The sequence below is a fragment of the Streptomyces sp. CAU 1734 genome (assembly GCF_039888735.1).
Lineage (GTDB): Bacteria > Actinomycetota > Actinomycetes > Streptomycetales > Streptomycetaceae > Streptomyces.
The window spans coordinates 146,642-162,696 of record NZ_JBDQQP010000008.1 but is presented as its reverse complement, the minus strand read 5'-3'; the positions used below and the strand labels follow the sequence as shown (position 1 = coordinate 162,696).

Below are 16,055 nucleotides of genomic sequence, written 5' to 3'. Positions count from 1 at the left end.
TCACGCGCGCCGGGGCGCCGGCGCGCGCGTGTGCGCGCCGGTACGGGTACGGGTACGGGTACGGGTACGGGTACGGGCACGCGTACCGGTGCAGGCACGCGTACGGCCCCGGCCTCCCGCGCCGTCGGGCGGGGAACCGGGGCCGGGGGCGGCGGCGGGGCCGCGGGGGGCTACCAGGTCACGGTGAGCCGGCGCGGGCTGCGGGAGGTGGTGGCCAGCCGCCACTCGACACCGCCGGCGGGTTCCGCGAGCCGCAGCCCCGGGAAGCGGGCGGCGAGCCGGTGCAGCCCCAGCCGCAGCTCCAGTCTGGCCAGCCAGGCGCCCAGGCAGTAGTGGGGCCCCGCGCCGAAGGCGAGGGTGGGGCCCTCCAGGGGCGCGAAGAGGTCCTGGAAGGGCTCCCCCGGGTGGACCTCCGGGTCCCTGTTGGCCAGCAGGCAGTCCGCGAGGACCATCGAGCCCGCCGGGATGAGCACGCCCGAGACCTCCACGTCCTCGGCGGCGTGGCGGGCGGTGCCCCGGTCGTCGCCGAGCGGGATCAGATGGATCAGCCGGTCGGCGAGCACCTCGGCCGCCCGGGCGTCGGCGCCGAGGCGGTGCCAGCAGTCGGGCCGCTCACCGAGCAGATAGAGCAGGGAGTTGCCGAGCATCGTCATGGTGCTGTCGTGACCGCCCACCACCAGCCCGCACACGAGCTGGACGAGCTGTGACTCGGGGATGCCGCCCTCCTCGTCCGCGGCCCGGACCAGACCGCTGATGAGGTCGTCCCCGGGTGCCCGGCGCCGCTCGGCGAGCAGTTGGGCGCCGAACGCGGCGAACTCCTCCAGGACGGCCGCCACCTCGTCCTCGTCGTGCGATCCGTCCGAGAAGGCATGCTCGGCCCAGTGGCGCATCCTGGACCGGGCCGACGCGTCGAGGTTCATCAGCCGGCTGATCACCATGACCGGCAGCGGCAGGGTGTAGGCGGCCACCACGTCCACCGGCGGTTCGCGGCGGGCCACCTGGTCCAGGCACTGATCCACGATGGCGGCGATCCAGGGCTGCCAGCGGGCGACGGCGCGGGGCGTGAAGGCGCGGCGCAGGGTGCGGCGCAGCCGCAGATGGTCCGGGCCGTCCTGGTTGAACATCAGATCGGGGTTGTTCACCAGGTCGGGTACGCCGGAGAGGGACGGGGCGTCGGCCGCGTACAGCCGGGAGCGGCCGAAGCGGGGGTCGGAGAGGACCATGCGCACATCGTGGTGGCGGCTCACCAGCCAGGCCCGGGTGCCGTCGGGCAGTTCGGTGAGGGTGGGCGGGCCGGGCTCGCCGGTGATGGCGCGGTGCAGCGGGATCCTCGGCTCATTCCGCACGGGGCATGCGCCGGTGCTGTCGTTGACGGACACGGGGCCTCCTGGCCGTATCGATGGCGATGGGCGGACGGGGGCGGCCCCGTCGCGGCGGGGCGGTCCGCCCCCGTACCGCGCGCCGGGTCCCGGGTCCCGGGTCAGAGCTCGACCAGGACCTTGCCCCGGCGGTGCTCCCGGTCCCGGCCCCGGAAGAGGGAGTCGTAGGCCGCCGGAATGGAATCGAATCCGTGGTGCAGGGTGTGTTCGCAGACGATCTCGCCGCGGCGGATCCGGCCGCCGAGCTCGGCGTGGAGCTCACGCCAGTTGCGCTCGGTGAACCATTCGAGGGAGAAGATGCCGCGGATGGTGGTGCGCGGGAACATGATGTGCGGCAGCAGCCGCGGCCCCTCGCCGTCCCCGCCGACCTGGGTGGCCCACTGCCAGCAGACGGCCACCTGGCTGCCGATGTTGAGCATGGCGAACACGGCGTCGGTGACGGTGCCGCCCAGATTGTCGAAGTACTTGTCGACACCGTCCGGGGCGGCGGCGCGGAGTGCGGCGCCCACCCGGCCGGCGCCGTCCCCGTGCCGGTACTCGATCACCGCGTCGAATCCCAGCTCCTTGAGCCGCTCCGCCTTGCCGGGCGTGGAGGTGGTGCCGACCACCCGGGCGCCGGCGAGCTTGGCGAGCTGGCCGGCGAGGGAGCCGACCGCACCGGACGCGCCGCTGATCACCACGGTGTCCCCGGGGTCGACGGTCATGAATTTGGTGAGGGTGCCCCAGGCGGTCATGCCCGGCCCGCCCAGGGCGCTCAGCGCGGTGGAGAGCGGCAGGACGTCGTCGTACCACCGGGGATCGAGCCGGCGGTAGGCGGGGAAGACCATGGGGAAGGTGCCGGTCCGCCAGAGGGTGGGGGCGCCGGTGCCGATGTGGTGGGTGCGCCAGCCGCCGAATCCCTGCACCAGATCACCGGCCCGGTGCGCCGCGAGCGGGCCCGCCTCCATCACCTCCATGATCGAGTCGGCTCCCATGTGGTCGCCGATGGGGGTGTCCAGGGTGATGCCCTGGAGATAGGGGTCGACGGAGACATAGAGCGTCCGCAGCAGCATCTCGTCGGGCGCGAGGTCCACCTCGATGTCCTCCTCGACCGGCTCGTACACCCGGTCCGCGTCGGGGACTCCCGCCATGTGCTCGCGGACCACCCATTTCCTTGTTCTCATTCCGGCTCGTCCTTCCTGCTCCCGGCCCCCGTCATCCCGTCGCCCCGGCACGGGGCCGTCCCCGGGGCGCCACCGCCCGGGCCTGCTCGCCGCGCGGGCCCACCGGGATCACCAGATGGGTCGGCGGGGGTGCGCTCTCGTCCACCTCGGCGGTGAAGGCGCGGCCGTCGTCCCGGCAGATGAACTGGACGACATGGCGGCCCGCCGCGGCCGCCCTGATCAGTCCGCCCGTCGTCGCCCAGACCCCGGACTGGTAGAAGCCGGCCAGCCCGGGCACGCCCGGGCCGTGCTTCTTGACCAGCTCCTCCAGCGTCTCGCCGCTCTCCACGAAGGGCTGCCAGCCCAGGACGGTGCCGTCGTAGTTGCCCGTGTAGCGGACCTGGGTCAGCGGGCTCGACACATCGCGCACGGCGATGGCGTCCTTGATGCCGGGATACCGCTCCTCCAGGAAGCGGACCAGCGCCTCGCGCGCCCGCCGCTTCGCCCGGTAGTAGCCGCGCCCGTGCCGGACGGGGAGGGTGTGCAGTTCCTCCCCGCCGCGGCTGCGGGTGGACTGTTCGGGCCCCTCGTCCAGGGCCCGCCAGGGCGCGATGTCGCAGAAGTAGGTGGCGTAGACGACGGTGGTGCCCCGGGGTGAGAGCTCCGGATAGTGCCGGTCCCGGAACTGGACATTGATGCTCGGATGGCGGATGCCGGTGAGTTCGGCGGCCGTCGCGTCGTCCAGGAGGTGGGTGGTGCACGGATCGCCCTCCGGGAATTCCCGCCGGAGGCCGAGGAAGAGGGTGAAGTATCCGGGGAAGACCATGCCGGGTTCCCGGATGGTGGTGGTGTAGAGCCGCCGGTAGGCGTCGTTGAGATAGCGCCCGCCGAGGAGTTTCATCATGGTGGTGTGGCCGTCGCAGGCGGAGACCACGATGTCCGAGCGGAGCTCTCGGCCGTCGCTGAGCCTGACCCCGACCGCGCGGTCGTTCTCGACCAGGATCTCCTCGACCTTGGCGTTGTACGTCACTTCACCGCCGAGCCGCCGGTAGCGGCGCTCGATCGACTCGGCGAGGCCGAGCGAACCGCCCTCGGGCACGCCCGCGGAGAGGTTCGCATGCGAGGCGAGCTGGAAGTGGAACGGCAGTACCGGGAAGGCCGGGTGCTTCTCGTAGAGAATGAAATTGAACGCCTCGCGCAGCAGCGGGTCCCGGAATTTGGCGGAGTAATCCGTCATGAGCACGGTGATCGTGGTGCGGATGGCGTTGAAGTACGGGATGAAGGAGGCCAGCATCCGCCAGCGCTCCACCGTCCCCATCAGCCCGACCGGTTTGAGGAAGGGGTAGACGGCCAGGCATTTGCGGAAGGCGCGGAGCTGCCGGCAGAAGCGGCGGATCAGCCGGGCGTCGGCCGGGGAGATCTCCAGCAGATGGGCCTCCAGCCGGTCCGGGTCGGAGTAGAAGTGGACGGACCGGCCGTCGCGTCCCCGGACGATGTTGAACACGTCGAAGTGGCGGATCTCCTTGCCCTGGAGGGCACCGAGCTCCAGCCAGATCTGGTGCATCTCATTGCCGGGCCCGCTGCCGAGCAGCCAGCTGATGCAGCAGTCCAGGGTGAAATCGCCGCGCTCCCAGGCGGTGCAGCAGCCGCCGGGGATCTCGTGCATCTCCAGGATGTGGGTGCGGTAGCCGTTCATCCTGGCGTAGCAGCCGGTGGAGAGACCTCCCAGGCCCGCCCCGATGATGATCATCGTCTCTCTGCCGTGCTTCGGTTCCGCCACGGAAGGGGCCTCCTCGCGCTGGTGTGTGGTCACGGGCCGGTGCCCTCCCGCCGGGGGCGCCGGTCGAGCAGGGGCAGTTTCCCGAGCTTCTCCCGGTGCCAGGGCTCGCCCTCCGGGCTCTCCCACGCCCGGAAGGGGATGCCCCACTCGTCGCAGAGGTACTGGGTGGCGAAGCGGCCGGTGGACGCGGCGCGGATCAGACCGCCCATGCCGACCCACTGGCCGGCCATGGAGAAGCCGCGCAGCCCCGGCAGCCGCATCCGGTCCCGGCCGACCAGCTTCGCGGCCACGTCATCGGCGTCCGAGAACGCCTTCCAGGCCAGGATGCTGCCCTCGAAATTCCCGGTGTACCGCCGGGTGGTGGCCGGGGAGGCCACATCGATCAGCTCGATGCGGGCGGCGATCCCGGGCCGGTGCCGCTCCAGGAATTCGCGGACGAAGTCGGCGACCCGGCGCTTCTGGGCCCAGTACTCCCTGCGGTCGCGGGTGCGCAGCTCCCGCCAGTGGGTGAAGTCGCTGAAGTAGGTGCAGTGGATCACCGACTTGCCGGGCGGGGCGAAGCCGTCGGAGTACCGCGAGCGGAGCTGGACCACCAGGCTCCGCTGGAGCGCTCCGGGCAGCCGGGCGGCGTCCTCGGCGGAGAGCAGATGGGTGGTGCTGTGCGCGGTGTCCGGGCCGAGGTCGTCGCCCCGGATTCCGGCGAAGGCGGAGACCACGGCCGGGAAGAGGGTTCCCGGGGTGCGCAGCAGTTCGGAGTAGAGCCGCTCGATGCGCGGACCGGTGTACCGGCCGCCGAGGAGGGTGTGGATGGTGGTGTGGCCGTCGCAGGCGGCGATGACATGGTCGGCGTAGTAGCGTCTGCCGTTGCCCAGCTCGATCCCGGTCGCCCGGTCGTCCTCCACCAGGATCCGCGCCACCCGGGCCCGGTAGTCGACCGAGCCGCCCAGCCCGGTGTAGCGCTCCTCGATCGACCGGGCCAGGCCCAGGGAACCGCCCTGCGGGAAGCCCGCGTTGCGGTGGTGGGCGGCGGCCATGTTGAAGAGATAGGGCAGCAGCGGGAAGCCCTCGGGGTCCTGGAAGAAGATGTTGCGGAACGCGGTCCGCAGCAGCGGGTCCTGGAACCGGTCGGCGAAGGTGTGCATGGGGGTGGCGGCGGTGCGCCAGAAGAGCCGGAAGGCCGGGAGCACCGTCCGCAGGGTCGCGGCCCGCTCCTTCACCGTCCGCAGCGCGGGCGCGGTCAGGAAGGGGTAGAGCTCGATCGCGATGAACCGCCGCAGGTCGTCGCAGAAGGAGCGGATCAGCCGGGCGTCGGCCGGGGAGATCTCCAGCAGATGGCGTTCCAGCAGGTCCGGGTCGTTGTAGAAGGTGACCGTGCGGCCGTTCTCGTCCATCACCCGGTTGAACATGTCGAAGTTGGTGATGGTCTTGCCGTCCAGCGCGCCCAGTTCGCGCCAGACCCGGTGGGCGTCGTTGCCGGCCGCGGTGCCGATCAGCCACTCGATGCAGTAGTCGAAGAGATAGCCGTCGCGGCCCCAGGCGGTGCAGCAGCCGCCGGGCAGGACATGTTTCTCGAAGATCCGGGTCCGGATGCCGCTCATCTCGGCGTAGCAGCCGGTGGAGAGCCCGGCGACGCCGGCGCCGATGATGATCACCCGGGGGCGGCGGGGGGCGCGGCTCCGCCACTCGGGCGGGCGGACGCGCCAGTCCGGCCCGGCCCCGGGCCCCGCCTCGTACTCCGTCTCAGCACGCATGCGCGGTCGCTCCGTCTCCGCGCAGCACGGAGCGCACCAGCTCGGCGTTGCGGGCGAGATGGCCCGGGTCGAGCATGTCGGCATGGGTGCCGGAGCCGCGCAGCACGGCGGTCCGGGTGGTGGAGCTGCCGTACCAGCTGCCGCGTTCGCCGGCCGCGTGGAGCCCGGCCTTCTCCTCGTCCGTGACCACGGTGACGGTGGCCGTCACCCTGCCCAGGTTGGGGGTGCGTCCGCAGAAGGCCAGATACTCCGCCGCGTGTTCTCTCGTCCCCCGGGCGATGATCTCCGATCCGGTGTGCTTGCGCAGATGGTCGGAGAGTTCGGCCTCGAAGGCGGCGAGATGCTCGGGCCCCGGGACATAGGGCTCCATGATGCGGTGCGAGTCCAGAATGATCACATGGTCGACGCGGCGGCCCCGGCGCTCCAGCTCCTTCGCCGTCTCGAAGGCGAGATTGCCGCCGAGGGAGTAGCCGAGGAGTACACAGCCGCCCTCCGGCCGCGCGGCCTCGACGAGATCGGCGTAACGGGCGGTCTTGTCGTCGCCGGGCAGGTAGTTGAAGGCGATGCAGCGGTGTCCGGGGAGCTCGGCGGCGAGGCCCCGGTAGACGAGTCCGTGGCCGCCGGCCGGGGGGAAGCAGAAGACGGTCTCGTCGCCGCCGGGCCCGAAGACCAGATAGGGCCGGTCGTCGCCGGCCGCGCCGGCGCTGATCCGCTCCACGGCGGCGGCCATCCCGTGCAGGGTGGTGGCCTGGTACAGCCGGCTGACGGGGATGGTGACGCCGAATTCCGTCTGGAGGTGGTGGATCAGCTCGATGAGTCTGATGGAGCTGCCGCCGATCTCGAAGAAGTCGTGCTCCAGACCGATCCCCTCCCGCCCGAGCAGGGCCGACCAGTGCCGGGCCATGCTCACCTCGTAGCGGGTCACGGGCGGCTCGTGCCGGGTCCCGTCGTCGTCGGGGGCGGGGCGGGGCGCGGGCAGGGCGGCCGTGTCGACCTTGCCGTGGGCGGTCAGCGGGAGTTCGGGCACCTCGGCGAAGTACGCCGGGATCATGTGGGCGGGCAGTTCGGCGGCGAGGTGCCGGCGCAGGGCGCGCGGGTCGAGCGGGGTGCCGTCCGCCGGTACGCAGTGGGCGCAGAGCACCTCCTCGCCCCGGCCGTCCGTGCGCACCGTGACCACCGCGCGGGACACCCCCGGCGAGCTCGCGAGCCGGGACTCGATCTCCTCGGTCTCGATGCGGTGGCCGTGGAGTTTGATCTGGGTGTCCGCGCGGCCGAGCAGATGGACCAGGCCGCCCGCGTCCCAGCGGGCGAGGTCGCCGCTGCGGTAGAGGCGCGCGGGGAGGGCTCCGGGGGCCCGGCTCACCGTCCTGGTGATGAACCGCTCGGCCGTCTGGCCGGGGTCACCCGCGTATCCGGTGGCGACACCCTCCCCGCCGATCCACAGCTCGCCCGGCACCCCGGGCGGTACCGGTTCGCCGTACTCGTCCAGGATGTGCAGGGTGCTGTTGGCGAGCGGGCGGCCGATCGGCACCATCCGGCCCGGTTCGAGGCCGTCGGCCGGGCCCTCGAAGCAGGCACTGTCGATGGTCGCCTCGGTCACCCCATAGGAGTTGATCACCCGGGTGCGGGGGCCGCAGAGGGCGCGCAGCCGCTGGTACTCCCCCACCTTCCAGGCGTCCGAGCCGACCACCAGCAGCTTCATGAAGTCCAGCCGGAGCCCGGCGCGCTCGCAGTGGTCCATCAGACCGCGCACCACAGCGGGGACGAACTCACCGCACTCCACCTTCTCCTCGCGCATCGTCCGGTACAGCCGGGCGGTGTCGAAGAGCAGATCCCGGTCGGCGAGGACCAGGCTGCCGCCGGAGCAGAGCGCCCGCGTCACATCGCCGGTGAAGACGTCGAAGGACGGCGCCGCCATCTGGAGATGGACACCCGCCAGCACGGCCGGGCCGTACTCGGTGCGCCATGCCCGCTGGGCCGAGGCGAGATTGCGGTGGCTGACCTGTACCGCCTTGGGGCGGCCGGTGGAGCCGGAGGTGTGGATCACATAGGCCGCCGAGTCCGGCTCCACCGGCCGCCCGTCGCCCCCGCTCCGCGCCGCGGCGGGGAGGTACGGATGCGCGTTCTCGGGGGTGTACGGGCCCAGGGTGTACGAGGTCGGCTCCTCCGGCGGCGGGGTCGGGCCCGGTTCCGCCGGCTCCGGCACACCCAGCTCCGCCAGGGTCAGCGCGTCGGCCGGGAGGCCGGGCAGCGCGGCCCGGCGGGCCCGGTCGGCGACGATCACCAGCATGGCGTCGGCGGTGCCCACCATGGAGACGACCCGGTCGGCCGGATCGTCCGGCCGGACGGGCAGATAGGCCGCGCCGGCCCTGACCACCGCCAGCAGGGCGATGATCAGCTCGGGGGACTTCTCCAGGCAGAGCGCGACCACCGAGCCGGGGCCCACCCCGAGCCCGCGCAGCCGCCGGGCGAGCGCGGCGGAGCGGCGGTCGAGATCGCCGTAGGTCAGTCTGCGCACGGGGCCGGCGGGGGACGCCGGGACGGTCACGGCGACGGCGTCGGGGCGCTCGGCGGCGATCCGGGCGAACTGCTCGTGCACGGGTGCCCCGGAGGGAAGGGGCGCGGGCCGCACCGGCGGGGCCGAGCCGTTCCTGGAGGGCGGTACGAGGGGGGAGCGCGGCTGGGTGCGGACGGCGGAGAGCACGGCGGCGGGGGCCGGCTCGGTGCCCGCCGGGGACGGGGACGGAGCGGCATCCGGGGCGAGGGCGCGGACCGGTGCCGGGTCGGGGCCCCGGCGGGCGAGGCGGGCGGCTCCGCTCCACTCCCCGGCGAGCCGTTCGCGCTCGTCCGCGCCGAGCATGTCCAGCCGGGTGGTGGGCAGATCGGCGGCGGCCCGGGTCATGGAGTCGAGCAGCCCGGTGTAGTGGGAGGCCAGTCTGCGCATCGTGGCGGGGAGGAAGAGGTCGGTGTTGTACTTGAGGACACAGTGGAAGCGGTGGTCCGACTCGTCCTCGTAGACGGAGAGGGTGATGTCGAACTGCCCTTCCTCCTCGGGGAGTTCGATGTACTCCAGCCGGTAGCCGTATTTCTCGGTGGCGACCTTGTGGGTGAGCAGGATGAACATCGCCTGGAAGACCGCCGAGCGGCTGGGGTCGTGTTGCAGTCCGAGCTGCTCGACCAGCAGGACGAAGGGGTACTCCTGGTTGTCCAGGCCGTTGAGCACGGTTTCGCGGACCTGGTCGAGCAGTGCGGCGACCGACGGTCCGCCGGAGAGATCGGCGTGGAGCGGCAGCGGGTTGACGAAGTAGCCGTAGACCGAGGAGAACTCCTGGCGGGTGCGGCCGGTGACCGGGCTGCCGACGATGATGTCGTCCTGTCCGGAGTAGCGGTGCAGCAGGACGTAGTAGGCGCTGAGCAGCACCACGAACGGGGTGACCTGGTGGGTCCGGGCCAGATCGTGGACCCGGGCGCTCAGCCCGGCGTCCAGCACGAAGAACTCGGAGGCGCCGTTGTGGGTCTGGACGGCCGGGCGGGGCCTGTCGACCGGCAGGTCGAGCAGGGGGACCCGGTCCGGCAGATGGGAGCGCCAGTAGTCGAGCATCCGCGCGGCCCCGGGGCCCGCCAGAAAGCGGTTCTGCTCATTGAGGAAGTCGAGATAGCGGGCGCCCACCGGCGGCAGTTCGGGTGCCTCGCCCCGGCGCAGCCCCTCGTAGACCGCCAGCAGCTCCTCGATGAAGGTGAAGGTCGAGATCGCGTCGGAGACGATGTGGTGGACCGCCTTCATGATCACCCAGCGGTCGGGGGCGCGCTTGAAGAGCCGGAAGCGGAAGAGCGGGTCGTGGGCGAGGTCATAGGGTCTGCGGTACTCGGCCACGATCGTGCGGTGGATCTCCGCCCAGTCCCGGCCCTCCATGTCGAAGAGCCGCACATCCGGCTCGACCTCTTCCGAGACACGCTGCACCGCGCGGCCGTCCACCAGCAGGAAGTTGGTGCGCAGCGCGGGATGGCGGGCGACCGTCCGGCGGACGGCCTCGAACATCAGCTCCGGGTCGATCTCGGCCCGGACCTCGACCGCGCCGCCGATGTTGTAGGCGTAGCCCTCGGGATTGAGCTGCTTGAGGAACCAGAGGGCCTTCTGGTTCTGGGTCAGCGGATACTCGCGCTCGTCGGTGAGGACCTCCGCCTCCGTGCCGGGCCCGGCGCCGCCGGCGTCGGCCGCCACCAGCTCATCGAGACCTTCGTGGAGGCGGGCCGTGAGCTCGCCGACGGGGGTGCCGCTGAGCAGGGCGACCACCGGGAGGGCGATACCGAATTCGGCCTGGACGCGGGCGCGGACCTCCATCGCCAGCAGTGAGTCCAGCCCCAGCGCGCCGAGTCCGGCGGCCGGGTCGACCGCTTCCGTACTGGTCCGGAGCACACCGGCGGCCAGTGCGGTGAACCGCTCGGCGACCAGGGAGCGGCGCTCGTCGCCGTCACCGGCGGCCCGGAAGGCTTCGAGGAGCCCGCCGTCCCCGCCGGCGGGGCCCGCTTCGGGGGACGCGGCGAGTTCGGAGACGAGCGGCGGCGGGGCGGCGTACCAGGAGAGGAAGACGGGCCAGTCCACGATGGTGGCGACCAGGAGCTGGGGCCGGTCCTGGCCGATGACGCGTTCCAGGACCGCCATACCGGCCTCGGGCGAGAGCGAGCTCATGCCCCGGCTGTGGAGATAGTGCTCGACCAGTCCGAGCTCCTCGATCATTCCGGTGGCCCAGGGGCCCCAGTCCAGGCTGAGCGCCGGCAGGCCGCGGGCGCGGCGGTGGTGGGCCAGCGCGTCGAGGAAGGCGTTGCCGGCGGCGTAGTTGGTCTGGCCGGCGGTGGTCAGCAGGGAGGCGATGGAGGAGAAGAGCACGAAGTGTTCGAGCGGTTCGTCGCTCAGCAGGCGGTGGAGCAGGAGTGCGCCGATGACCTTGGGGTCGTGGACCGCGTCGAAGGTGCTCCGGTCCATGTCGGGTACGAGGGTGTCGCGGACCTGCCCGGCCAGATGGAACACCCCCCGGATGGGCGGGGGTTCGGCGCGGCGGTACTCGGCGAGCCAGCCGGTCAGGGCGGCCTCGTCGGTGATGTCGAGCGCGGCGGTGACGGGCTGGGCGCCGAGTGCCTCCAGCTCCCGGAGGAAGGCGACGGCCCGGCCGGCGGCGGTGTCCGGGGCCGTGGTGCGCCACTGGTCGCGGGCGGGGACCCGGGTGCGGCTCACCAGGACGAGACGGCGGGCGCCGCGTCTGACGAGGGTGCGGCAGAGCAGCCGGCCGAGGGCGCCGAAGGCGCCGGTGACGAGATAGCCGCCGTCGGCGCGCAGCCGCAGGGGGAGCGGGCGGGTCAGCCCTTCGGCGCGCCGGATCCGGCTGGTGAGGCGGCGTCCGCCGCGCAGGGCGATCTCCTCCTCGTCGTCGGTCAGGATCTCGCGGAGGAGGGCGCGGGCGGTGGTGGTCGCCCGGGGGGCCTGGTCGAGCCCGGGGGCGGGGGCGGGTTCGGGGACGGGGACGGGGACGGCGACGGGTCCGCGTACGAGTTCGGGGACGGCGGCGGGTCCGCGTCCGGCTCCGGCTCCGGCTCCGGCTTCGGCTTCGGCTTCGGCTTCGGCTTCGGCTTCGGCGGGATCGAGGTCGATCAGCTTGCCCCGGTGGGCGGTCAGCTCATGGTGGCGCAGCACCCGGCCCACACCCCAGGCGGGCGCGCCCAGCGGCTCGACGTCCTCCCCCGGGATCACCGGCTGGGCGCCCCGGGTGACGATGTGCAGCCCGCCGCCGACACCGGCGGAGAGCAGCGCTCTCGCCAGGGCGATCAGGGAGTAGCCGCCGGTGCCGCTGTGGGCGGCGATCTCGTCGGCCCGGGTGTCCCGGAGGCCGGGCAGATCCAGATTCCACAGATGCACGACATGGCCGAAGGAGGTCCCGTCCGTCATGCCCAGATCGGCGAGGAGCCGTTCCAGCTCATCCGCCGAGCCGGGCACGACGGTGAATTCCGCGCCTCCCGGGCCGGTGGACACCTTGCGGTACGCGTCCCCCGGGCGCACCAGATGGCAGCGCCCGCCGCGCGCGGTCACCAGCTCCGCGAGTGCCGTGCCCACCCCCTCGGAGTCGGCCAGCACCAGCCAGTCGGCCCCGCCCTCCGCCGGGCCGGGCGGCTCCTCCGTGTCGAAGGGCCGCTCGGTCCAGACGGTCTCGGTGAGCCAGGAGTCGATGGTGCCGAGGCCCACCGCCGTCGCGGCCCGCTCCACATCGGCGGCGCGGAATCCGGCGATGCGGCCCACACCCGTACCGCTCTCGGTGTACACGGCGATGTCGCCGACCAGTTCGTCCCCGGATCCGCCGGTCACGGTGGCATGCACCCAGAGCGGGCGGCTGCCCGCGGAGTCCAGCGCGACCTCGTCGATCGAGAGCGGCAGCCGGATGCCGGTGCCCGTGCCGCCGGCGCCCGGCTCCAGGAGTTGCGGGGTGAGCAGTGACTGGAAGCAGGCGTCCAGGAGGACGGGGTGGAAGTGGTGCCGGTCGGCGTCGTCGCCGATCTCCGCGGGCGGTCGCAGCCGGGCGAGTGCCTCGCCGGGGCCGATCCACACCTCCTCGATGGCCCGGAAGGCGGGCCCGTACTGATATCCCAGGGCGGCGAGTTCGGTGTAGCAGTCGGCGCCGTCGAGCCGGCGCAGGCTGCGGGCCCGGATCGGCGCGGGGTCGAGCGCGGGCCCGGGGGAACGGCGCTGTCCGGTGCGTACGACACCCCGGGCATGCACCACCCGCTCCGGGGCCGGCACCGGGTCGCCGCCGGAGGGGGCGGGCGGTGCGGACGCGACGGTGAAGGCGGCGTTCTCCTCGGAGAGGGAGAACTGCACCGTCCGGCTCTCCCCCTCGGGCAGGAAGAGCGCCCGGCGCAGCTCGATGTCGGCCAGGACCGCGCCGCCGCCGGGGGTGCCGGTGAGGGCGCGTACGGCCTGGGCCGCCATCTCCAGATAGCCCGCCGCCGGGAAGACCACGGTGTCCTGGATCCGGTGGTCGGCGAGATAGGGCAGCCGTTCCGGGTCGAGCTCCGAGCGCCAGACCGGTTCGGCGTGGGCCGTGCGGCGGCCGAGCAGCGGGTGGTCGAGACGGCCGAGCCGGACCCGGGCGACCGCGTCGGGCTCCGTCCAGTGGCGGTCCCGCTTCCAGGGGTAGCGCGGCAGCGGCACCGGTGCGCCCGCCGGGTGCAGTACGTCCCAGGCGATGTCGACGCCCAGATTGTGCAGCGCGGCCAGGGAGGCGGCGAAACGCTCCGGCTCGTTCTCCCGGCGGCGGATCGAGGGCAGTACGGTGCCCTGGAGCCCTCGCTCGCCGAGGCATTCGCGGATCGAGTGGGCGAGCACCGGATGCGGGCCGATCTCCAGGAAGATCCGGTGGCCGTCGGCGGCGATCCGGTCGGCCGCCGCCCGGAAGCGCACCCGGTCGCGGACATTGCGCCACCAGTACTCGGCGTCGAGCTCCGGGCCGGCGGCGAGGCCGTCCCGCGCGGTCGTGTACAGCGGCACCCGCGCGGCGGCCGGCCGCAGCCCGGCCAGCGAGGTCAGCAGCTCCTCGCGGATCTCCTCCATGCCCGCGCTGTGGTACGGGACGCGCACCTCCAGGAACTTGGCGAACACCTGCTCCGCCCGCAGCTCCGCGGCGAGTTCGGCGAGCGCCTGCTCGGTGCCGGCCAGGGTGACGCCGGTGGGGCTGTTGACCGCGGCGACCGAGATCCGGTCGCCGTACGGGCGCACCCTCCGCTCCGCCTCGTCCTCGGGCAGGCTGACGGCGAGCATGGTCCCGGTGCCGTCGAGTCGCTGCTGGAGTCTGCTGCGGTGCAGGGCGATGCGCACCGCCTCCGGCAGGGTGTGGACCCCGGCCTCGTGAAAGGCGGCGATCTCGCCGGTGCTGTGCCCGACGATCGCGTCCGGCCGCACCCCGTACCGGCGCCACATGGCGGCCAGGGCGATCTGCACGGCGAAGTTGGCGGGCTGCGCCAGCCAGGTCTCCCCCATCCGGGACGCGGCCTCGCCGGCCATCAGCTCCTCGGTGAGCGACCAGCCGGCCTGTGCGCGGATCTCCCGGTCACAGGCGAGGATCGTCTCGCGGAAGACCGGTTCGCGGTCGAAGAGCTCCCGGCCCATCCCCCACCACTGCGGGCCCATTCCGGTGAAGACCCAGCAGATCCGCCGCTCGGCGGGGTCGAGCCGGGCGCCGCGCACCACACCCGGGTGGGGCTCGTCGCGCAGAAAGGCGGTGAGTGCCGCGTCGAGCGATTCGCGCGAGGAGTGGACGAGGGTGAGCCGGGCCGGGTGGTGCTGGCGGCGGTGGGCGAGGGTGTGGCCGAGGTCGGTGAGGGCGACGGGCGGGCCGTCGGCGCCGGTGAGTTCCCGCTGGATGCCGGCGGCGACCTCGGGGAGCGCGTCGGCGGTGCGGGCGGTGAGCGGGAGGAGGGTCCAGGCCGGCCGGCCCGCCGGTTCGGCGGCCGGCGCGCGGCGCGGGGGCTCCTCCAGGACGACATGGGCGTTGGTGCCGCCGAAGCCGAAGGAATTGACCCCGGCCCGGGCGGGGCCCTCGTGCTCGGGCCAGTCGACGGCGCGGGTGGGGATCTCGTACGGCAGACCGGCCGGGTCGATGGCCGGGTTGAGGTGTTCCAGATTGATGTGGGGCGGGATCCTGCGGTGTTCGAGGCAGAGTGCGGTCTTGATCAGACCGGCGATGCCCGCGGCGGACTCGGTGTGCCCGATGTTGGTCTTGACCGAGCCGACATGGCATCGGGCGCCCGGTGCCCGCCCGATGGCCAGGGCCCGGCCCAGCGCGTTGGCCTCGATCGGGTCGCCGAGCGGGGTGGAGGTGCCGTGCGCCTCCATGTACTGGAGGGCGCCGGGGGTGATGCCCGCCTCGGCGCAAACCCGCCGGATGAGGGAGACCTGTGCGTCCGCGCTGGGCACGGTGATGCCAGGGGTGCGGCCGTCCTGATTGACCCCGGTGCCGAGGATCACGGCGTGGATCGGGTCCCCGTCGCGCACGGCGTCCTCCAGCCGTTTCAGCGCGACGATGCCGACGCCCTCGGCCCGCACATAGCCGTTGGCGGCGGCGTCGAAGGTGCGGGAGCGCCCGTCGGGCGAGAGGAAGCCTCCCTTGGTCTCGGCGATGGTGTACTGCGGCGCCATGTGCAGCAGCGCGCCGCCGGCCAGCGCGAGGCCGGTCTCGCCCCGGTGCAGGCTCTGGCAGGCGAGGTGGACGGCGACCAGGGAGGAACTGCACGCGGTGTCGATGGAGAGGCTGGGGCCGCGGAAGTCGAAGCAGTACGAGATGCGGTTCGACACCATCGTCATCATGGTGCCGGTGGCGGTGTGCGCGGCCAGGGTGGTGAAGTCCAGGTCGGAGAATTGCAGGATCTTGTAGTCCAGGGTGAAGGCGCCGACATAGACGGCGACATCGGTCCCGGCGAGATCCGCGGGCCGCTGGCCGCCGTCCTCCAGCGCCTCCCAGGCGACCTCCAGGAGTTTGCGCTGCTGGGGATCCATGTGGTCGGCCTCGCGCGGGCTGATGCCGAAGAACGCCGGGTCGAATTCGTCGAAGCCGTCGATGTAGCCGCCGCGTCCGCCGGTGAGGCGTCCGGGCTTGTCCTTGTCGCGGCTGCCGAGGGTGGCGGCGTCGTACCGGTCGGCGGGGGTGGGGGTGATGCAGTCCCTGCCCTCCATCAGATTCCGCCAGTACGTCCGGTGGTCATTGGCGCCGCCGGGTAGCCGGCAGCCCATACCGATGATCGCCACCCTGCCGCGCATGGGCGCACTGGTCGCGTCAGCCATGGTCGAACTCCTCACGTCGTGGCGCTGCGGCGGGGGTGGTGCGGGGGCGGTGCGATGTCCGGCCCGGGGCACACGGGCGGTGCGGATTCGCGGTGGATCCGCCGGTGGGGGCCCGTGCCCCGGTGTTCCCGCGGGCTCGGCGGCTCCGGGTGGGAGCGGCCGGTCGCCTCGCGGGGCCGG

The 16,055-nt window shown here is 73.0% G+C and carries 5 protein-coding genes; all 5 read right to left on the bottom strand.

What is annotated here, in order from left to right; all coding sequences use genetic code 11:
* Positions 1–170: 170 nt before the first annotated feature.
* The 5 genes from AAFN69_RS17240 to AAFN69_RS17220 all read right to left on the bottom strand — a co-directional run bounded on the left by AAFN69_RS17240 (position 171) and on the right by AAFN69_RS17220 (position 15,875).
* Complete coding sequence (locus tag AAFN69_RS17240) at positions 171–1,379, bottom strand: cytochrome P450 (protein WP_347729404.1); 1,209 nt, start codon at positions 1,377–1,379, stop codon at positions 171–173.
* Between the two features lie 101 nt (positions 1,380–1,480).
* Positions 1,481–2,542, bottom strand: a complete 1,062-nt coding sequence (locus AAFN69_RS17235) for an NADP-dependent oxidoreductase (protein WP_347729403.1) — start codon at positions 2,540–2,542, stop codon at positions 1,481–1,483.
* Between the two features lie 31 nt (positions 2,543–2,573).
* Entirely contained in the window at positions 2,574–4,271 is a 1,698-nt protein-coding gene (locus AAFN69_RS17230) for an NAD(P)/FAD-dependent oxidoreductase (protein ID WP_347729581.1), read from the bottom strand.
* A gap of 59 nt (positions 4,272–4,330) precedes the next feature.
* Entirely contained in the window at positions 4,331–6,052 is a 1,722-nt protein-coding gene (locus AAFN69_RS17225) for an NAD(P)/FAD-dependent oxidoreductase (protein WP_347729402.1), read from the bottom strand.
* Positions 6,042–15,875: an amino acid adenylation domain-containing protein gene (locus tag AAFN69_RS17220; RefSeq protein WP_347729401.1), complete on the bottom strand. Its 9,834-nt coding sequence runs from the start codon at positions 15,873–15,875 to the stop codon at positions 6,042–6,044. The genes AAFN69_RS17225 and AAFN69_RS17220 overlap by 11 nt, the downstream gene beginning before the upstream one ends.
* Positions 15,876–16,055: the final 180 nt, after the last annotated feature.